Origin of the sequence: Streptomyces sp. NPDC058291, assembly GCF_042880855.1 — a bacterium.
In the GTDB taxonomy this organism is placed as follows: Bacteria; Actinomycetota; Actinomycetes; order Streptomycetales; family Streptomycetaceae; genus Streptomyces.
The window spans coordinates 1-19,721 of record NZ_JBHVYK010000032.1 but is presented as its reverse complement, the minus strand read 5'-3'; the positions used below and the strand labels follow the sequence as shown (position 1 = coordinate 19,721).

15 protein-coding genes and 1 pseudogene are annotated in these 19,721 nt (G+C 72.7%); 5 read left to right on the top strand and 11 right to left on the bottom strand.

All coding sequences use genetic code 11. The features are described 5' to 3' along the window. Positions 1 to 153: 153 nt before the first annotated feature. Positions 154 to 1,419, bottom strand: coding sequence for an ROK family transcriptional regulator (locus ACFVYK_RS18225; protein ID WP_389774766.1), 1,266 nt, complete (start codon positions 1,417 to 1,419; stop codon positions 154 to 156). Between the two features lie 133 nt (positions 1,420 to 1,552). On the opposite strand from ACFVYK_RS18225, the gene ACFVYK_RS18220 reads away from it, so the two are divergent. Then, entirely contained in the window at positions 1,553 to 2,773 is a 1,221-nt protein-coding gene (locus tag ACFVYK_RS18220; RefSeq protein WP_389774764.1) for an MFS transporter, read from the top strand. On the opposite strand, the gene ACFVYK_RS18215 is transcribed toward ACFVYK_RS18220, so the two are convergent. After that, the gene (locus ACFVYK_RS18215) at positions 2,733 to 3,191 is read right to left on the bottom strand and encodes an acyl-CoA thioesterase (RefSeq protein ID WP_389774763.1); all 459 of its coding nucleotides are present in this window, start codon (positions 3,189 to 3,191) and stop codon (positions 2,733 to 2,735) included. The two genes, ACFVYK_RS18220 and ACFVYK_RS18215, sit on opposite strands and share 41 nt — an antisense overlap. 129 nt (positions 3,192 to 3,320) lie before the next feature. On the opposite strand from ACFVYK_RS18215, the gene ACFVYK_RS18210 reads away from it, so the two are divergent. Continuing rightward, positions 3,321 to 4,700, top strand: coding sequence for a uracil-xanthine permease family protein (locus ACFVYK_RS18210; RefSeq protein ID WP_389774761.1), 1,380 nt, complete (start codon positions 3,321 to 3,323; stop codon positions 4,698 to 4,700). Between the two features lie 205 nt (positions 4,701 to 4,905). Next, positions 4,906 to 5,631, top strand: a complete 726-nt coding sequence (locus ACFVYK_RS18205; protein WP_389774758.1) for a DUF5995 family protein — start codon at positions 4,906 to 4,908, stop codon at positions 5,629 to 5,631. Between the two features lie 17 nt (positions 5,632 to 5,648). Here the strand turns inward: ACFVYK_RS18205 and ACFVYK_RS18200 are convergent, their stop codons facing one another. From ACFVYK_RS18200 to rpe, 9 genes are all read right to left on the bottom strand, one after another. Further along, complete coding sequence (locus ACFVYK_RS18200; protein ID WP_389774755.1) at positions 5,649 to 7,346, bottom strand: flavin monoamine oxidase family protein; 1,698 nt, start codon at positions 7,344 to 7,346, stop codon at positions 5,649 to 5,651. Between the two features lie 53 nt (positions 7,347 to 7,399). Further along, on the bottom strand, positions 7,400 to 8,188 hold the full coding sequence (locus ACFVYK_RS18195) for a carbon-nitrogen hydrolase family protein (RefSeq protein ID WP_389774754.1): 789 nt from the start codon (positions 8,186 to 8,188) through the stop codon (positions 7,400 to 7,402). A gap of 180 nt (positions 8,189 to 8,368) precedes the next feature. After that, positions 8,369 to 9,517, bottom strand: coding sequence for an MFS transporter (locus ACFVYK_RS18190; protein WP_389774879.1), 1,149 nt, complete (start codon positions 9,515 to 9,517; stop codon positions 8,369 to 8,371). 255 nt (positions 9,518 to 9,772) lie between these two features. Beyond that, complete coding sequence (locus ACFVYK_RS18185; RefSeq protein WP_234516885.1) at positions 9,773 to 10,225, bottom strand: Lrp/AsnC family transcriptional regulator; 453 nt, start codon at positions 10,223 to 10,225, stop codon at positions 9,773 to 9,775. Positions 10,226 to 10,235: 10 nt separating this feature from the next. Beyond that, positions 10,236 to 11,711 carry an amino acid permease gene (locus ACFVYK_RS18180; RefSeq protein WP_389774751.1) on the bottom strand — a complete coding sequence of 492 codons (1,476 nt, stop codon included), beginning with the start codon at positions 11,709 to 11,711 and terminating at the stop codon, positions 10,236 to 10,238. Positions 11,712 to 12,126: 415 nt separating this feature from the next. After that, positions 12,127 to 13,569: a GuaB1 family IMP dehydrogenase-related protein gene (locus tag ACFVYK_RS18175; RefSeq protein WP_389774877.1), complete on the bottom strand. Its 1,443-nt coding sequence runs from the start codon at positions 13,567 to 13,569 to the stop codon at positions 12,127 to 12,129. Positions 13,570 to 13,700: 131 nt separating this feature from the next. After that, the gene (locus ACFVYK_RS18170) at positions 13,701 to 14,006 is read right to left on the bottom strand and encodes a barstar family protein (protein ID WP_389774748.1); all 306 of its coding nucleotides are present in this window, start codon (positions 14,004 to 14,006) and stop codon (positions 13,701 to 13,703) included. A gap of 81 nt (positions 14,007 to 14,087) precedes the next feature. Continuing rightward, positions 14,088 to 15,131, bottom strand: coding sequence for a sugar-binding transcriptional regulator (locus tag ACFVYK_RS18165; protein ID WP_389774745.1), 1,044 nt, complete (start codon positions 15,129 to 15,131; stop codon positions 14,088 to 14,090). 90 nt (positions 15,132 to 15,221) lie between these two features. Beyond that, positions 15,222 to 15,908 (bottom strand): ribulose-phosphate 3-epimerase, encoded by a 687-nt coding sequence (gene rpe, locus ACFVYK_RS18160; protein WP_389774742.1) that lies wholly within the window; start codon positions 15,906 to 15,908, stop codon positions 15,222 to 15,224. A 137-nt stretch (positions 15,909 to 16,045) separates the two neighbouring features. On the opposite strand from rpe, the pseudogene ACFVYK_RS18155 reads away from it, so the two are divergent. Together ACFVYK_RS18155 and argG are read left to right on the top strand one after the other, a co-directional pair. Next, a pseudogene (locus ACFVYK_RS18155) lies at positions 16,046 to 18,195 on the top strand (MMPL family transporter). 27 nt (positions 18,196 to 18,222) lie between these two features. After that, positions 18,223 to 19,677, top strand: coding sequence for an argininosuccinate synthase (argG, locus tag ACFVYK_RS18150; RefSeq protein ID WP_389774739.1), 1,455 nt, complete (start codon positions 18,223 to 18,225; stop codon positions 19,675 to 19,677). Positions 19,678 to 19,721: the final 44 nt, after the last annotated feature.

Here is a 19,721-nt window from a genome sequence, read left to right as displayed (position 1 = left end):
CCATCTCCGTTGGTCCACCCCTCTTGACGCTTTGGTCTAGTCCTTTCTAGGGTCGACGGGTCGGCCCGGTGGCGGTGACGACGGCCCTTGCCCGCCGCCGGGTCTCCTTTTACGGCCGGCCGCGAGCACCGAAGCGTTCCACGCGTCCGCAGATCACCTGGCGACCCGCATCCGTCGCCGCCCCGGCCCCGGCAGGCCGCGCGCCTCCCGCTCGGCGCCTCCGAAGAGTTCGTCCTGCGCCGACTCGCGGGCCGTGAGCAGGGCCCCGCGCAGGACGGCGCCGCCGCCCAGAGCGCTGGGGCGCACCTCCGTGGGCAGGGGCGCCATCAGGCGGAGCCGCCGCGCCACCCGGAGCGCCAGCTCGCCGCCGCCGGCCTGACCGAGCTCACCGCCGAGCACCACACAGCCGGGGTCGAGGACGGCGACGACGGAGGCGACCCCGACGGCCAGACGGTCGGCCAGGGCGTCGAGGAACCGGTCGGAGGCGGCGGCGGGCAGGCGGTCGGCGGGGGCCGCGCGCACCGCGTCCACCGCCCGGCGCACCAGTTCCGCCGCCACCGGCTCGCCGGCGCGGGCCCGTGCCGTCAGGCCGTGCTCCCCCGCCAGGGCGGTGACCGCCGCCGAGCCGGCCAGGGAGTGGAAGCCGCCCTCGCACCCGGTGGCCGAGGGCAGGCCGTCGGTCCCGGGGACCGGGAGGAAGCCGATCTCGCCGGTGCCGCCGGAGGCCCCCCGGCGCAGGGCGCCGTCCAGGACGACGGCCGCGCCGGTGCCGTGTCCGAGCCAGAGCAGGACGAAGGTGTCGCGGTCCTGGGCGCCGCCCTCGCGCTGTTCGGCCAGGGCGGCGAGGTTGGTCTCGTTCTCGACGTGCGCGCGGGCGTCCGGGAACCGTTGCTGCAGGGCGGCCACCAGCCGGCGGTGCCATGCGGGCAGCCCGCTGGAGTCACGCAGTTCGCCGCTCACCGGGTCGATCAGGCCGGGCGCGCCGACGCACAGGGTGTGCAGCCGGTCGGCCCCCGCCTCGTTCGCCGCCCGTTCGACGAGCGCGACCGCCCGCTCGACGGCCGTCCCGGTGCCGGTGTCGCCGCCGATCGGCACGGCCCCCTCGGCGAGCACCCGCCCGACGAGGTCGGAGACGAGCACCGCGACCCCCTCGGTCCGCACGTCCAGCGCGGCCAGGTGGGCGCGGTCGGCGACGATGCCGTAGAGCTTCGCGTTCGGGCCGCGGCGCTGCTCGCCCGCCTCCCCGGCGACCTCGATCAGTCCGGAGGCGGTGAGGCGTTCGACGAGGTCGGCGACCGTGGGCCGGGAGAGACCGGTGAGCTGTTTCAACTGCCCCGCCGTCAACGGGCCCTGGTGTTGCAGCAGCCGCAGGGCGAGCCGGTCGTTGATGGCCCGGGCGGTGCTCGGGGATGCGGGCATGGCGGGAATCCTCCCACGGCGGAGGGGGACTCGGTCGACGGATCGCGACCAGGCGCCCTATTTATCAGGCAGGGTTCCTGATAGTTTACGACGGCATCGCGGCGGCGCGGTGCGGACCCGGAGAGGGCGGAGCATGAGCGGAGCGGTCGACGTGGTGCACACACCGGCGGATGTACGGCGCGCGCGGTACGCCGTCGGGGCCGTGTTCACCGTGCACGGCGCGGTCACCGGCTCGTTCGCCACCCGGGTGCCGTGGATCCAGGACCACGCCGACGTCTCCACCGGACAGCTCGGGTTCGCCCTCGCGTTCACCGCGTTCGGCGCGGCCTGCGCGATGCCGCTGGCCGGCTCGATCACCCATCGCTTCGGCAGCCGGGCGGCACTGCGCGCCCTGCTCGCCCTGTGGACGCTGGCGCTGGTGCTGCCCGCCCTCGCGCCGAACCTGCCGGTCCTGTGCCTGGCGATGTTCACCTACGGAGCGGCCGCGGGCATGGCGGACGTCGCGATGAACGCCCTCGGCGTCGAGGTGGAACGGCTGCTCGACAGGTCGGTCATGTCGGGGCTGCACGGGATGTGGAGCGCGGGCGCGCTGATCGGCTCGGCCGGCGGGACGCTCGCCGCGCACCTGGGCGCGGACGCGCGTCTGCACCATGTGCTCGCGTCGGCGGTGCTCACCGCGTGCGGACTGGTGGTCTGCCGATGGGTGCTGGACATCAGGCCCAGCGAGGACGAGGAGCCGCCGCCGCGGTTCGCGCTGCCGCCCCGCTCGGCACTGCTGATCGGCGCGGTCGGGTTCTGCGCGGTGTTCGCGGAGGGGGCGAGCCTGGACTGGTCGGCCGTGTACCTGCGCGACCGGCTCGCGTCCTCGGCCGGGGTCGCGGCGGCCTGCACGACCGGCTTCATGTTCACCATGGCGGTGGCCCGGATCGCGGGAGACGCCGTCGTGAACCGGTTCGGGACGGTGCGCACCGTGCGCGCCGGGGGCGTGCTGGCCACGCTCGGCGGGCTCCTGATCGTCGTCTCGGGTCAGCCGGCGGTGGCGATCGGCGGGTTCGCGCTGATGGGGCTGGGCATCGCGGTCGTCGTGCCGCTGTGCTTCGCCGCCGCCGGCCACAGCGGCCCCAACCCCAGCCAGGCCATCGCGGGCGTCGCGACCATCACGTACACCTCGGGACTGATCGCGCCCAGCCTGATCGGCGGGGTGGCGCAGGCGACCAGCCTGACGGTGTCGTTCGTCGTCGTGACGGTGCTCGCGTGCGGGCTGGTGGCCTTCGCCGGGGTGCTGCGCGGCGGTGAGCGCAAGGGAGCGAAGGTCAGTCCGCGGGCCGCAGCAGTGCCCGACCCCCGGTCCTGAAGGTCTCGCTCCACGGCGCGGGGCGCATGGTCGCCGGGTCCAGCCGGACGAGGACCCGTTCGCCGCGCGCGTAGGTCAGCGTCCCGTCCGTCGAGCAGAACCGGAAGCCGTAGGTCAGGCCGGTGGTGCCGAGCCGCTCCAGCCACAGGTGCACGGCGTACGCACCCGGCTTGGTGACCGGGGCCTCGTAGCTGACGCGCAGTTCCCTGACGGCGTTGCAGGCATCGCCGGCCGTGGCCCAGTCGCCCTCGAAGCGGACGCCGTGCTCCTGCCACAGCTCGGTCCAGGCGCGTTCGACCATCAGCGGGTAGCGGGCGTTGTGGAGCAGCCCGAGCGCGTCCAGGTCGTCGAAGTGGACGGTGACCGGGACGAGCCGGCCGTACGACACGGCGGGGGCGGGCGGGGCTTCGGCGGTCACGGCGGGCACTCCTGCGCATGTATGGGGCAACGACCTCCATCCTAAGCCGCCGCTAAGCGGTCGCTCATCGCCGTCCCGCACGGGAGGATGACCGGGACAGCCGCCCCCTCAGGAAAGCGAACCCGCACCATGGATCTTGGCGTCCGCTGGAAACTGCACGGCGACGGACGCACTCCGGCGCCCGGCGCGGTGGTCCGCCCCGACGAACGGCTGTCGTGGCCGCGCACGGCCGGCCTCGGCGCCCAGCACGTGGTGGCGATGTTCGGGGCGAGCTTCGTGGCGCCGGTCCTCATGGGCCTGGACCCCAACCTCGCCATCATGATGTCCGGGGTCGCGACCGTCGTCTTCCTGCTCGCGACCCGCGGCCGGGTGCCCAGCTACCTCGGGTGCTCGCTGTCGTTCGTGGGCGTGGCGGCGGTCATCCGGGCGCAGGGCGGCACGAGCGCCACCGTCACGGGGGCGGTGTTCGTCGTCGGGGTCGCGCTGTTCGGCGTCGGGCTGGCCGTACAGCGCTTCGGGGCCCGGATCATCCACGCCGCGATGCCGCCGATCGTGACGGGCGCGGTGGTGATGCTGATCGGCTTCAACCTGGCCCCGGTCACCGCGTCGACCTACTGGCCGCAGGACCAGTGGACGGCGCTGCTGGTGATGACGTTCACGGCCGCGGCGGTGGTCTGTCTGCGCGGGTTCTGGTCCCGCATCGCCATCTTCCTCGGGCTCGTCCTCGGCTACGCCCTGTCGTGGGCGTTCGACCGGATCTTCGGCCGGATCCACTCCGCCGACGCGAGCGGCAAGGTCACCGACCACTGGCGGCTCGACCTGTCCGGCGTCGGTCACGCCGACTGGATCGGCCTGCCGTCCTTCCACGGCCCGTCCTTCGACTGGTCGGCGATCCTGGTGGCCCTGCCGGTCGTCATCGCGCTGGTCGCGGAGAACGCCGGGCACGTCAAGGCGGTCGGCGAGATGACCGGTGACAACCTCGACGACCGGCTGGGCACGGCGATCTCCGCCGACGGCGTCGGCTCGATGCTGTCCACCGCCCTCGGCGGGCCGCCCAACACGACCTACTCCGAGAACATCGGCGTCATGGCCGCCACCCGCGTCTACTCGACGGCCGCCTACTGGGCCGCCGCCGGGTTCGCCCTGCTGTTCGGCCTGTGTCCGAAGTTCGGCGCGATCGTCGCCGCCATCCCCGGCGGCGTCCTCGGCGGGATCACCGTCATCCTGTACGGCATGATCGGCCTGCTCGGGGCGCAGATCTGGCTCAACGCCGGCGTCGACCTGCGCAACCCGCTGAATCTGGTGCCGGCCGCGGCGGGCATCATCATCGGCGTCGGCAACGTCACGATGACGTTCACCGACACCTTCTCGCTGAGCGGCATCGCGCTCGGCACCGTCGTCGTCGTCACCGGCTACCACGCGCTGCGCGCGTTCGCGCCCGCCCACCTCAGGACGCAGCGGCCGCTGCTGGACGAGGGCACCAGCAGCTACGACGACGCCGGTTCCTAGACGTTGCGACGGCCCGAACCGCCCGCCGGGCCCGCCGGGCCGGTCGCTGCCGCGCCCCTCCTTTGGCGGCCCGGGACGGCGGCCGCCGTTGCGGTCACCCCGCCGAGCCGCGCCGGTCGGCCCCCGGCGCGGGGGCGTCCCCCGTTCCGGGGAAGCCTCGGGCCCGCCGGCACACGGGCGGGTCCAGGACTGCGACCCTGCCCCCATGCCGCAATCGCAACAGTGCAGTCCCCCCGCCGAGCCGGGCGTCGACACGACCGCCGACCCGTTCGGCGCGAGCGTCGACGACGTGCTCGCCCGGATGCGCGCCCTCGACGCGACCCTGCCTCCCCAGGACGGGGTCGCGGTCTTCAACCGCGTCTACCTGGCGGTGACCCAGGAGGTCGACCGGCGCATCGACCGGGGCCGGTTCCCGGACCCGCGAGCCGCGAGCACGCTCGACGTACGGTTCGCGCAGCGCTACCTGGACGCCGTCGACCCGGCGCAGTCGGAGAGGCGCGCACCGGCCTGCTGGCGTCCGCTGCTGGAGTTCCGCCGCCATCCCGGCGTGCGGCCGCTGCAGTTCGCGCTCGCCGGCGTCAACGCCCACATCGGGCACGACCTCGCGCTCGCCGTCGTGGACGCCTGTCGCGCCCTCGGCTGCGAACCGGCCGAGCTGGAGGACGAGTTCGACCGCGTGGGCGATCTCCTCGTCTCGCTGGAGGAACGCGTCCGCGAAGAGCTGATGCCGGGGCCCGACCTGTTGCAGATCGCCGATCCGCTCACCCACCTGCTCGGCTCCTGGAGCCTGGAACGGGCCCGGGACGCCACCTGGACGGCGGCCCGGGCCCTGTGGGTGCTGCGCCGACTCCCGGACGTGGCCCAGGAGTTCACCGAGCGGCTCGACACGGCCGTCGGCTTCGCGGGGCGGATGATGCTCACCCCGCTGTGAGGTTCCGGAGGGGAACCTCAGTCCTCCGGCAGCTCCACCGGCGCGATCTCGTCGTACACGTCGCCCGGCCCCGGGTTGGTCGCGTCGGTCGTCCCGCCGAAGTGGTGCATCACGCCCCAGACCGCGTTCAGCGCGGTCTGGACGGCGCCCTCGGCCCAGCCGGCCGTCCAGGAGATGTCGTCGCCGGCCAGGAAGATGCCCCGCTTGTCCTCGGGCAGCCGGTCCTGCATGAAGTGCGTGAACAGCCGCCGCTGGTAGCGGTAGTGGCCGGGCAGGTTGGCCTTGAACGCGCCCATGAAGTAGGGCTCGTTTTCCCAGGAGACGGTCACCGGGTTGCCGATGACGTGCTTTCTGATGTCGACCTTCGGGTAGATCTCGCCGAGCGACTTCAGCATGACCTCCATCCGCTCGTTCGCGGAGAGCGGCAGCCACTTCAGGCTGTCGTCGCACCAGGTGTAGGACAGGCAGATGACGGCCGGCTTGTCGGGGCCGTCGTCGAGCAGGTAGGTCCCGCGCGTCATCCGGTCGGTGAGCGTCATCGACATGACGTCCCGCCCGGTCTCCTCGTCCTTGTCCAGCCAGAACGGCCGGTCCACGGGAACGAACAGCTTCGAGCTCTCCATGTAGTGGGTGCGCTCGATCGCCGTCCAGTGGTCGATCGGGAAGAGCGAGTCGTCGCAGGCGATCTTCGAGAGCAGCATCCAGGACTGGGCGGTGAAGATCGCCGCCCAGTAGGTGCGGATGTCGCCGACCGCGTCGGTCACCGTGATCCGGTTCCCGGCGGTGCGGTGCAGCCGGGTCACGGCCGGACGGGGCTCGCCGCCCTCGTGCAGGCTCGCCAGCGAGGTGCCGTACGGCCAGTGGACGATCTTCTGCGGCTCGCGCTCCCAGAGCCGCAGCGGGAGCTGCTGGCTGCCGCCGACGATCCCGCGGTGGTGGTCGTCGGCCTCGGTGTAGACGACCCGCAGGATCTCCAGGATGGAGTTGGGGAAGTCGGTGTCCCAGCCGCCCGTGCCGAAGCCGACCTGGCCGAAGATCTCGCGGTGCCGGAAGGACCGGAACGCCTCGGAGTCGCAGAGGAAGCCGTAGAAGGTCTGGTTGTCGAGCTTCTCGACGAGCTTCGCCCAGATCTCGCGGATGCGCGGCACGTCGCGCTCGCGCATGGCCTGGTTCATGTCGGAGAAGTCCGCGCCCTCTTCCAGGCACTTGTTCCAGGCCGCGGCGACGTCGCGGTAGACCTGCGGAAGGTCGTCGATCGTCTCGGCGTAGTGCGACTCGCCCTTGAGGTCGACGACCGTCGAAGGGGTCACCTCGGCGAGCGGGTTGGGGAACGGGCGGGTCCGCAGGCCCACCAGGTCGATGTAGTGCTGCAGCGCCGTGGAGGACGGCGGAAAGCGCATCGCGCCCATCTCCGCGGTGAGCGAGGGGTCGCAGCCGTCGAAGCCGACGGTGCGCAGCCGCCCGCCGATCTCGTCGGCCTCGTAGACGACCGGCTTGAGGCCCATCTTCATCAGCTCGTAGGCGGCCACGACGCCCGACAGCCCGCCGCCGATGACGGCGACCTCGGTGCCGTGCTCGGTCGCGGGGATCTGGCCGAGGCCCGCCGGATGGGCGAGGAAGTCGTCGTACGCGTAGGGGAAGTCCGGGCCGAACATGGTGATCGGCGGCTGCTGCTCGTCTGCGTGCTCGACGGCGTTGGGCACGGTGGACGTCATGGGGTGCGGACTCCTTGCGGCGGGGACGAACGGGGTGGAGGAACGGCGGGGGTTCAGACCAGGGACCCGTAGAGGCCGGGGCGGCGGTCGTGCAGATACGGGTTGGCGGCCCGGGAGGCCGCGAGGGCGACGGGGTCGGCGTCGGCGAACACCAGCTCCTCGTCGCGTCCGGCGCGGGCCCGGGCGACCCCGTCGGGCCCGGCCAGCGCGGACAGCCCGACGAACTCGAACTCCCCTTCCCGTCCGACCCGGTTGACGTAGGCGACGTACATCTGGTTCTCGAAGGCGCGCACCGGGATCACCGACTCGGCGACGAACTGGAAGGGGTGCATCTGCGCGGTCGGCACGACGAGCAGGTCGGTGCCGGCCAGGGCGTGGGCGCGCACGTTCTCCGGGAACTCGACGTCGTAGCAGATCATCAGGCCGACCGTGAGGCCGTTCAGTTCGGCCTGGACCACCGGCTGCCCGCCCGGGCGGAAGTGGTCGCGCTCGAAGCAGCCGAAGAGGTGGGTCTTGCGGTAGTTCGCGAGCCGGACGCCCTCGGCGGAGATCAGCTGGGCGGAGTTGAAGACCGTCTCGCCGTCGCGCTCGGGGTAGCCGTAGGCGAGGGCGAGCCCGTGCCGAGCGGCGATCTCGGCGACCGCGTCCGCGGAGTCCCCGTCGGCGGGCTCGGCGAGACGGGCGACGGCGTCGCCGATCGCGTACCCCGTGAGGAACAGCTCCGGGGAGACGAGCAGCCCGGCGCCCGCCGCGGCGGCGCGCTCCGCGGCCTCGTCGAGGACCTTGAGGTTCTCGACGACGGATCCGGGACGGCCGGAGCTCTGGAGCAGGGCGGTGCGCATGCGTGATCCTCACCGGGTACGAGGGGGCGTGGGGGCCGGGCGAAGGCCGTGGCGGGGCCGTTGTGGGGGCCACCTAGACGGTACGGTCGGCCGCGCGGACCGGACAAGAAGGAGCCGTTGCGCGCCGGTGAGCGGATCGTTGCGTGCGCGGGGGGTACGACGGCGATTCGTTGCGCACGCTCACCGCTTCCCCCTCCGAGCCGCCAGCGCCAGGGCCGTCACCAGGTACGGCAGCGCGCACAGGGCGAACACGGCGCCGTGACCGAAGGCCGGCCCGAGGAGCCCGTACGCGCCGTACACCCCGATGGTCACCAGCTCCGTGCCCAGGCCCGCCACCGAGGTCAGGGTGGCGCGGGCGCCGCCCTCGATGCGGTGCTGGAGCCGGACGTCCGCCAGGACCGTGGCGAGCTGGAAGCCGCCGAAGGCCAGGGCGACGAGGGCGATGCCGGCCGGCCTCCCCGTGAGCGCGCCGGCCGCCAGGGCGAGCGCCGCGCCCGCGAGGAGCGCGGCGAGCCCGGTGCGGCCGAGGCGTCCGGCCGCACCGGACAGCAGGCTGCCGGCCGTGACACCGGCCCAGATCAGCACGAGGAGGTAGGGGACGTCGGCGTCCCGGACGCCGGTCTCCCCCACCAGCAGCGGGGTGTACTCGTCGAGCGCGCCCCACACCGCCGTGACGGCCGGCACGAGCAGCAGGGCGCCCAGGACGGAACGGTCGGCGCGGACGTCGGCGAAGCCGGCCCGCTGGGCGGCCGCCCAGCCGTCGTGCCCGGACGGGGCGGCGGCCGGGGCGCGGTGCTCGGGGAAGCGGGTGGCGGCCACGGCGCACAGCAGGCTCGCCAGCACGCTGGCCGCGCCGACGGCCCGGTAGCCGCCGGCCGAGAGCACCGGCCCGGCCATTGCCGTCGCCGACATCACGGCCGCCTGGCCCAGCGCGTGCGCGCGGCCCATCAGCCGGGCGTACAGGTCCGCCGCGCCGGCCCGTTCCAGCTCCTCGTAGACCAGCGCCTCCAGCGCGCCGGAACCCAGCGCCCCGCGCGCTCCCCACAGGACGAAGCCGGCCGCGAAGGCCCAGTACGACGGGACGAGCACCCACAGCGCGAAGCCGGCCGCGCCCAGCAGCGGGCCGAGCCACAGCAGCAGCCGTCGGGACACGGCGTCGGCCCAGGCCCCGGAGGGGACCTCCAGCAGGACGCCGGTCAGCGACCACAGGACGAACAGGGAGGAGATCCGCCCCACGGACAGCCCGCTGTCGGCGAAGAGCAGCACGTAGACGGGGTAGAGCAGCACGAACTCGTCGAGGAACGCGTAGGCGTGGAGCGCGGCGGTCAGTCGACGGACGTCGGAGCCGGTCGTGGATCAATGTCGCCAGGTCATGGACACGATGCTAGCCGCGGTCCGTCCCGCCGCCCAGTGCGTTTCCCGCTCCCGGCCCCGGGCCCCCGGCGCACCGGCGCGAGGTCGGCCCCTCTTCCCCGGCCGGGCCGGCTCCCCGTGCCGGCGGCTCGTCATCGGCACGGCGGCCGCAGGACCGTCGTCCGGCCGATGCCGTCGGCGCAGGTCCGTCGGCGGGATGGCGAGCGCTGGTCAGGTGGGCGAGCCGGACGAGAAGCGGCGCAGCAGCGGGGAGAGCACCAGCACGGACTTCGTCCGCTCCACGAACGGCTCGCCGGCGATGCGTTCCAGGACGCGCTCGAAGTGGCGCATGTCGGAGGCGAAGACCTGGGCGACGGCGTCCGCCTCGCCGGTGACGGTGGACGCCGCCACGACCTCCTGGTAGCGCTCCAGGCCCCGCTGGATGGTCTCCGGGGAGGTGTTGCGCCGGCAGTAGATCTCGACGAACCCCTCGGTCTCCCAGCCGAGGGCCGCGGGGTCGACCCGTACGGTGAAGCCGGTGATGGCTCCGGTGGCCCGCAGCCGGTCCACGCGCCGTTTCACGGCGGGCGCGGACAGGCCGACCAGGTGCCCGATGTCCGCGTAGGAGCGGCGGGCGTCCTCGGCGAGGGCGTGCACGATGCGTTCGTCGAGATCGTTCAGCACAGTGGGTCGATCACTTCTCAGATGGTGCGGGTGACGCGAGTCGGGAGCGGCGGTGGCCGTAGAGGAAGTACACCACGAGCCCGACCGCCATCCAGACTCCGAAGACCACCCAGGTGACGGCCGACAGGCTGCCCATCATCCACACGCAGAGGCCGAAGCCCACGGCCGGCAGGACCGGGGACAGCGGCACGCGGAAGGTGCGCGGCATCTCCGGCCGGGTCCGGCGCAGCACCACGACCGCGATGTTGACCAGCCCGAACGCGAACAGCGTGCCGATGCTGGTGGCGTCCGCCAGCTGGCCCAGCGGGATCGCGGCGGCCAGGACGCCGCAGAAGAGGGACACGATCACCGTGTTGGCACGCGGCGCGCCGGTCTTCGGGTGGACCTTGGAGAAGACCTTGGGCACCAGGCCGTCGCGGGACATCGCGAAGAGGATGCGGGTCTGGCCGTACAGCACGGTCAGCACGACGCTCGCGATGGCGATGACCGCGCAGAAGGCGAGGAGGGTCCCCCAGAAGGACTCCCCGGTCACCTCGCGCATGATCTGGGCGAGCGCGGCCTCGGAGTCGCCGAACCGCTGCCACGGCTCGGCGCCGACGGCCACGGCCGCGACGAGCACGTACAGGGCGGTCACGATGACCAGGGACAGCATGATGGCCCGGGGCAGGTCGCGCTGCGCGTTCTTCGCCTCCTCGCCGGCGGTGGAGGCGGCGTCGAAGCCGATGTACGAGAAGAACAGGGTCGCCCCGGCCGCGCTGACGCCCGCCATGCCCATGGGCATGAAGTTCTCGTAGTTGCCGGAACGGAATCCCTGGACGCCGATGGCGCAGAACAGCACCAGCGCGGCGATCTTGACGGCCACCATGATCGTGTTGGCGCGCGCCGACTCGCGGGCGCCGCCCAGCAGGAAGGCCATCGCCAGCAGGACGACGATGAGGGCGGGCAGATTGAAGACGCCCCCGTCGCCGGGCGGCGCCGACAGCGCGTCGGGGATGGTGACGCCGATGGTCCCGTCGAGCAGTTCGTTGAGGTACTCGCCCCAGCCGACGGCGACCGCGGCCACCGAGACGCCGTACTCCAGGACCAGACACCAGCCGCAGATCCAGGCGATCAGTTCGCCCATCGTCGCGTACGCGTACGAGTACGAGGACCCGGCGACCGGGATGGTGCCGGCCAGTTCCGCGTAGGAGAGGGCCGAGAAGAGCGCCGTGAGACCGGCGATCACGAACGAGACGGTGACGGCCGGTCCGGCCTTGGGGACGGCCTCGCCGAGGACGACGAAGATGCCGGTGCCGAGGGTGGCGCCGATGCTGATCATGGTGAGCTGCCAGAGCCCGAGTGAGCGGCGCAGGGAGCCGCCCTCTCCCTGGCCGCCCTCGGCGACCAGGCGTTCCACGGGCTTGCGCCGCATGAGGCGCGCGAACGGCCCCGGGGACGCGGGGGCGGTCCGACTGCGCTGGTGCGGGGGTGCGCCTTGGTCGAGCACGCGTGACTCCTTCGTCGCTGCCTCTCGGCGCGACGGGGACCGGCGGCGCACCTGTGCGAGCAGGAACCCACCGAGCGGGGTCCCCGCCACGCTACGTACAGCGCAGAACCCTACGAGCCGGGACGTTGCCGCTGTAATGCAGCAACCTTGCGCATACGCGCATGATCATTGCGTTCATCGCGGCACGGCGGGTGTTCGTTGCGCGGGCGGGGAAGGGTGTTGCACCCGGCCAGGTCAGGCGAATGCCGTGACCAGGAAAGACGCGGTCGTCGGCGTGCCCGCGCAGGGCTCCGTCGGCGTCCCGGCGGCGCCAGGTCCGGCGTCCCGCAGCCGGCGGTCTCCCCGCGTCCGACCGTGGCGGCCGGCGCCGGCGCACGGCCCCCCGTTCGTCCGGGGGGGCCGTGCGGCGGGCGGCTCAGCTCCAGCTGGCGTGCAGCGGCTTGCCCTCCGCGTAGCCGGCCGCGCTCTGGACGCCCACGACGGCCTTCTCGGCGAACTCCTCCAGGGAGGCGGCGCCCGCGTAGGTGCAGGAGGAGCGCACGCCCGCGATGATCGAGTCGACCAGGTCCTCGACGCCCGGGCGGGCCGGGTCGAGGAACATGCGGGAGGTGGAGATGCCCTCCTCGAACAGCGCCTTGCGGGCGCGGTCGTAGGAGGACTCCTCGGAGGTGCGGTTGCGGACGGCCCGCGCGGAGGCCATGCCGAACGACTCCTTGTAGGGGCGGCCGTTCGCGTCGTGCTGAAGGTCGCCCGGGGACTCGAAGGTGCCCGCGAACCAGGACCCGACCATCACGTTGGACGCGCCCGCGGCCAGCGCCATGGCGACGTCGCGGGGGTGGCGGACGCCGCCGTCGGCCCACACGTGCTTGCCGTACTTCCTGGCCTCGGCCGCGCACTCCAGCACGGCCGAGAACTGCGGCCGGCCCACGCCGGTCATCATCCGGGTGGTGCACATGGCGCCGGGGCCGACGCCGACCTTGATGATGTCGGCGCCCGCGTCGATCAGGTCCTTGACGCCCTCGGCGGAGACGATGTTGCCGGCCACGATCGGCACCCGCGGGTCGAGCGCGCGCACCGTGCGGACGGCGCTGATCATCGACTCCTGGTGGCCGTGCGCCGTGTCGATGACGAGCGTGTCCACGCCGGCGTCGAGGAGTTGCTCGGCCTTGCCCGCGACGTCGCCGTTGATGCCGACGGCGGCGGCGACGCGCAGCTTGCCCTGCGCGTCGACGGCGGGCGTGTACAGCGTGGCGCGCAGGGCGCCCTTGCGGGTGAGGATGCCGGCGAGCTTGCCTTCGGCGTCGACGGCGGGGGCGTAGCGCCGGTTGGCCGCGTCGAGGGTGTTGAAGGCCTCGCGCGGGTCGATCCCGGCGTCCAGGAGCAGCAGGTCGCGCGACATGACGACTTCGAGCTGCGTGAAGCGGTCGACGCCGCTGAGGTCCGTGTCAGTGACGACGCCGACCGGGCGGAAGTCCTCGTCGACGACGACGCCCGCGTTGTGCGCGCGCTTGGGCAGCAGGGCCAGGGCGTCGGCCACCGTCTGGTGCGGGGAGAGCACGATCGGGGTGTCCAGCACCAGGTGGCGGCTCTTGACCCAGGTGACGACGTCGGTGACGACGTCGATGGGAATGTCCTGCGGGATCACCACGAGTCCGCCGCGGCGGGCCATGGTCTCGGCCATCCGGCGACCGGCGACGGCGGTCATGTTGGCGACGACCAGCGGGATCGTGGTGCCCGTGCCGTCCGGGGCGCCGAGGTCCACGGCCTGACGCGACCCGACCGCGCTGCGGCTCGGCACCATGAAGACGTCGTCGTAGGTGAGGTCGTAGGCGGGCTGGATGTCGTTGAGGAAACGCACGTGCTGCACATCCCAGTCGATCAGAGGTGACCCCCGGACAGGTCAGCCAGGGGGAGAAGCACGTACTTCATTGTCCCACGACGGCCGCGATGTGCTGCCCGGACGGAACGTCCAAGCAGCTCACGGGGGTGTTAGGAGGATCCTCCGAGAGCGAGCACGACGGACAGCGCGGGCGCCCGGTCCGCCGCGGAGGAGAACACCTCCTGGGCGATCTCCCACTCCTCGGGCCGGGATCTGGCGTACTGCCGCCAGTTCCGCACCACGACCAGCACCGGGCCGGACTCGGGGCCGTCGGGGAGGGCGGCGAGGCCCTCGGCGAGGGCGTCCCAGGTACGGCCGAACCGGTCGGGCAGTTCGAGGTGGCGCACGCAGCGGTCCATCAGGGCCGCCTTGTCCGTGACGTCGTCGAGGTCCAGTTCGAGCATGTGCTCCGTCATCCAGGCACCGTCCTGAGCGAGTCGTGGTCACGGCAGAGGGGGGCGGCCCCGGAAGACCGCCCCCCTCTCTCTGATCATCCGTCAGATCCCGTCGGGGTCCGACCGGTTGAGGGCGGGCTTGGGCGTCGGGCCGGCCGTCATCAGGTAGTCGGCCGCGGACGTGTCCGTCACCAGGCTGGTGACGAGTCCGGACCGCAGCACCGCGTCGATCGCGGCCGCCTTGCGCTGACCGCCGGCGATCGCGACGACCTCGGGGATCCGGCGCAACTGGTCGGCCTTGACCGTGATGCACCGCTCGCCCAGGTCGCGTCCGATCCTGCGCCCCTCGGCGTCGAAGAGGTGCGCGGACATCTCGGCGGCGACCCCGAGCGAGGCGTAGTGGCCGCGCTCCTCGTCGCTGAGCATGTCGTGCACCGTGGAGATGCCCGGCTCCCACGAGCCGATGGAGACACAGGCGACCGTGACCTTGTCGAAGTAGTCGAAGGCCCGGGCGATCCCGGTCTGGTGGCGCAGCGCGATCGCGGTGGCCGCGTCCGGCAGCAGCATCGGCGCGTAGATCGGGTGCGCGTCGCCCCCGGACACCTGGGCGGCGCGGCGCACCGCCTCGACCGAGCCGCGCTCGGCGGTCCCGGCGTCGTACACACCCGTCAACTGCACGACCGTGCACGGCGGCAGCCGGTCCAGCGCCGCCGCCATGTGGATCGTGGACCGGCCCCAGGCCAATCCCAGCACGTCCCCCTCGTCGAGCAGTTCGCCCAGCAGGTCGGCGGCCACTTCTCCCAGGTTCTCGGGATCCGTGGTCTCCTCCGCCTCGGCCGGGGACTCGACCACGACGGCGTGCCTGAGGCCGTAACGGGCGCGGAGCGCGTCGGAGCGCTCGGCGTCCAGTTCGGCCGGCACGCGGATCTCGATGCGTACGAGATCCCGTTCGAGGGCGGTTTCCAGGACCCGGGCCACCTTGAAGCGGCTGACGCCGAACTCCTCCGCGATCTGGATCTTGGACTTGCCCTCAAGGTAGAAGCGGCGGGCCATGGCCGCCGCCTGCACCAGCTCAGCGGGTCCCATCCGCATGGCTGACCGGCCCGCCGACATACCCGACACGGCGATCTCCTCACTGCTGTTCACACTCTGGATACGCCGTTCATCCTCGCAGATCCGGCGCAGTTGATCAGCTCTGATGGGAGCCGTTCACATTCCTGTCGGCAAGTGGTCGGTTCAGTGGGCACAACTCCAGGTGGCGCCGGCGGTCGCCGCCTCGGCCTGAGCCCGCAGGCCACGGACCGCCTCCGCCGGGTCGTCGGCCCCGTAGACGGCCGAGCCTGCCACGAACACGTCCGCGCCCGCCTCGGCGCACCGCTCGATCGTGGCCGCCGAGACCCCGCCGTCGATCTGCAGCCACAGGTCGAGGCCGTGCTTGCTGATCAACTCGCGGGTGCGGCGGATCTTGGGGAGCATGATGTCGAGGAAGGCCTGACCGCCGAAGCCGGGTTCGACCGTCATGATCAGCAGCATGTCGAGCTCGGGCAGCAGGTCCTCGTACGGCTCGATCGGCGTGGCGGGCCTGAGCGCCATCGAGGCACGGGCGCCCTTCGCCCGGATCTCGCGGGCGAGCCGCACGGGCGCGGCGGCCGCCTCGACGTGAAAGGTGACGGACGAGGCCCCCGCCTCGACGTACTGCGGGGCCCAGCGATCAGGGGCCTCGATCATCAGATGGCAGTCCAGCGGAGTGTCCGTCGCACGGGCCAGTGACTCTACGACCGGCACACCGAGCGTGAGGTTCGGGACGAAATGGTTGTCCATGACGTCGACGTGGAGCCAGTCGGCTCCTTCGACCGCCTTCGCCTCGTCCGCGAGGCGGGCGAAATCGGCGGACAGGATGCTGGGGTTGATCTGCACGGCCATGCCCCAAGCCTGCCATGCCCCGCGGGGGTTGGGGGCATCGGTCGGCGGTGGTCGCGTTCCGTCGCCGGGCGCGGGCTGTGTGTGGCCGTGCACGGGGTTCCCGGGCCACTCTCGCGCCTCCTTCCGCGGGACCCGGCGTGAAGGGCGGCCGGGGGGCTGCCCGGCTGGTCTGCGGGCGGCGCGCCAAGTGGGCGGTGCTCGCGCTGTGGGTGGTGGCGCTGTTCCTGACGGCTCCCTTCGCCTCCAGGCTCACCGACGCCCAGGACAACGACGCGGCCTCCTGGCTGCCGGGATCGGCCGAGTCCACGCAGGTCCTGGAGATCTCGCAGGACTTCCGGCCCGAGCAGATCCCCGCGGTCGTCGTCTACGCACGGGACGGCGGCCTGACGGCGCAGGACCGGGCGCGGATCGCCGAGGACGCCGCCGGGCTGCGGCGGCTCACCGCCCACGGCATCCGGGGCGCCGAGACCCGCGGCCCGCTCTACGACCGGCCGGACGCCCCCCGCGCCGCCCAGATCCTCGTGCCGATCACCATGGACGAGAAGGGCTGGCAGCGCATCGTCCCGGCCGTCGACTCGATCCGGCACGTCGTCGGCGACGGCGGCGCCGGGCTCGCCGTGCACATCACCGGGCCCGGCGGCACCTCGGCGGACTTCTCCGAGGCCTTCGACGGCATCGACTCCACCCTGCTGCTGTCGGCGATGGCCGTGGTCGTGGTCATGCTCCTGATCACCTACCGCAGTCCCACCCTCCTGGTCGTCCCGGTGCTCGCCGTGGTCGCCGCCCTGTTCACCGCCCAGGCGCTGATCTACTTCCTGGCCCATCACGCCGGTCTGACGGTGAACGGTCAGAGCGCCGGCATCCTGACGGTGCTGGTGTTCGGCGCGGGGACGGACTACGCCCTGCTGCTCGTCGCGCGCTACCGGGAGGAGCTGCGCCGCCACGAGGACCGGCACGAGGCGATGGCCCGGGCTCTGCGCCGGGCGGGCCCCGCGGTGCTGGCGTCGGGCGCCACGGTCGTCCTGAGCATGCTCGTGCTGACCGTCGCCGAGATGAACTCCACCGCCGGCCTCGGTCCGGTGGCGGCCATCGGCGTGGCGGTGGCGCTGCTCGCGATGACCACCCTGTTCCCCGCGCTGCTGGTGATCTTCGGCCGCTGGATCTTCTGGCCGGTGATCCCGCACGCCGGCTCGGACGACCCCACCGGGCACGGCGTCTGGGCCCGCACGGGCCGGGGCATCGCCCGCCGCCCGCGCATGATCTGGGCCGTGACGACGCTCGCCCTGGCGGTCTGCTCCCTGGGCCTGATCCAGCTGCGCGCCGAGGGCATCTCCAACGCGGACGCCTTCACCGGGAAACCGGACTCGATCACGGGCCAGCAGGTGTCGGAGAAGTACTTCCCGGCGGGCAGCGGCGACCCGCTCGTCATCGTCTCCGACCAGGCCCGGGCCCGGCAGGTGAGCCGGGCGGTGGCGGCCACGGAAGGAGCGTGCCGAGGTCCGTCGGCGTGCCACCCGGCACGAAACCCGTGCACGACGGGAAGGTGCTGTTCGAGGCCACCATGACCGCCCCGGCGGACAGCGACGCGGCGAAGCGCACGGTGGAACGGGTACGGGACGCGGCGCACGCGGTGCCCGACGCCGACGCCCGGGTCGGCGGCGGCACGGCGGCCCTGCTGGACATGGACGCGGCGACCCGGCACGACAACCTCCTCATCATCCCGCTGGTACTGGCGGTGGTCCTGCTCATCCTCTGCGGCCTGCTGCGCGCCCTGATCGCCCCGCTGCTGCTGGTGGGCACGGTCATCCTGTCCTTCGCGGCGGCCCTGGGCATCAGCGCGCTGGCGTTCCGCCACGTCTTCGACTACGCGGGCGAGTCCACCGACTTCCCGCTGTTCGTCTTCGTCTTCCTGGTGGCCCTGGGCATCGACTACAACATCTTCCTGACCACCCGGATCCGCGAGGAGGCCGCCCACCAGGGCACTCGACGGGGCGTGGTGACGGGCCTGGCGGCGACCGGCGCGGTGATCACCTCGGCGGGCCTGGTCCTGGCCGGCACCTTCGCGGCCCTCGGCACCCTGCCCATGGTCGCCTTCGCGGAGATCGGCTTCGCGGTGGCCCTCGGCGTCCTCCTGGACACCTTCATCGTGCGCTCGATCCTGGTCACCTCCCTGTTCCTGGACATCGGACCGAAGGTGTGGTGGCCGCAGCGGCTGAGCCGGGAGAACGGCACGACCGGACCGCCGCGACCTGGGCCGGAGACGGAGCAACCCGAGCCCTTTGCATGACCATGCGAGTTCATGCATAATCTTCCTATGTCCAAGGTCCTCACCTCCCTTCCCGCCGGCGAGCGCGTCGGCATCGCCTTCTCCGGCGGGCTCGACACCTCCGTCGCGGTCGCGTGGATGCGCGACAAGGGCGCCGTCCCGTGCACCTACACCGCCGACATCGGCCAGTACGACGAGCCCGACATCGCCTCGGTGCCCGGCCGCGCGAAGACCTACGGTGCGGAGATCGCGCGCCTGGTCGACTGCCGCGCCGCGCTGGTCGAGGAGGGCCTGGCCGCGCTCACCTGCGGGGCGTTCCACATCCGCTCGGGCGGGCGCGCCTACTTCAACACCACCCCGCTGGGCCGTGCGGTCACCGGCACCCTCCTGGTCCGGGCGATGCTCGAGGACGACGTCCAGATCTGGGGCGACGGCTCGACCTTCAAGGGCAACGACATCGAGCGGTTCTACCGCTACGGTCTGCTCGCCAACCCGCACCTGCGCATCTACAAGCCCTGGCTGGACGCGGACTTCGTGACCGAGCTCGGCGGGCGCAAGGAGATGTCGGAGTGGCTGGTCGCCCACGGCCTGCCCTACCGGGACAGCACCGAGAAGGCGTACTCCACCGACGCCAACATCTGGGGCGCCACCCACGAGGCCAAGACCCTGGAGCACCTGGACACCGGCGTCGAGACCGTCGAGCCCATCATGGGCGTGCGGTTCTGGGACCCGGAGGTGGAGATCGCCGCCGAGGACGTGACGATCGGTTTCGACCAGGGCCGCCCGGTGACCGTCAACGGCAAGGAGTTCGCCTCCCCCGTCGACCTGGTGACGGAGGCCAACGCGATCGGCGGCCGGCACGGCCTGGGCATGTCCGACCAGATCGAGAACCGCATCATCGAGGCCAAGAGCCGCGGCATCTACGAGGCGCCCGGCATGGCCCTGCTGCACGCGGCCTACGAGCGCCTGGTCAACGCGATCCACAACGAGGACACCGTCGCCCAGTACCACAACGAGGGACGGCGGCTGGGCCGCCTCATGTACGAGGGCCGCTGGCTGGACCCGCAGGCGCTGATGATCCGCGAGTCGTTGCAGCGCTGGGTCGGCGCGGCCGTCACCGGCGAGGTCACCCTGCGGCTGCGGCGCGGCGAGGACTACTCGGTCCTCGACACCACCGGCCCCGCGTTCAGCTACCACCCGGACAAGCTGTCCATGGAGCGCACCGAGGACAGCGCGTTCGGCCCGGTGGACCGGATCGGCCAGCTGACCATGCGCAACCTGGACATCGCCGACTCGCGCGCCAAGCTGGAGCAGTACGCCGTGCTCGGTCTGATCGGCACCGGCAGCCCCGCCATCGGCGCGGCCCAAGCGGCCGCGACCGGCCTCATCGGCACCATGCCGGAGATGCCCGAGGGCGGGGCCGAGGCCATCGCCTCGCGCGGCGAGGTCTCCGAGGACGACGCGCTGCTGGACCGCGCCGCGATGGAGTTCGGCACGGACTGACCCCTGCGGGGACGCCCACCCACGACGGAGGCCGGCCGCACACC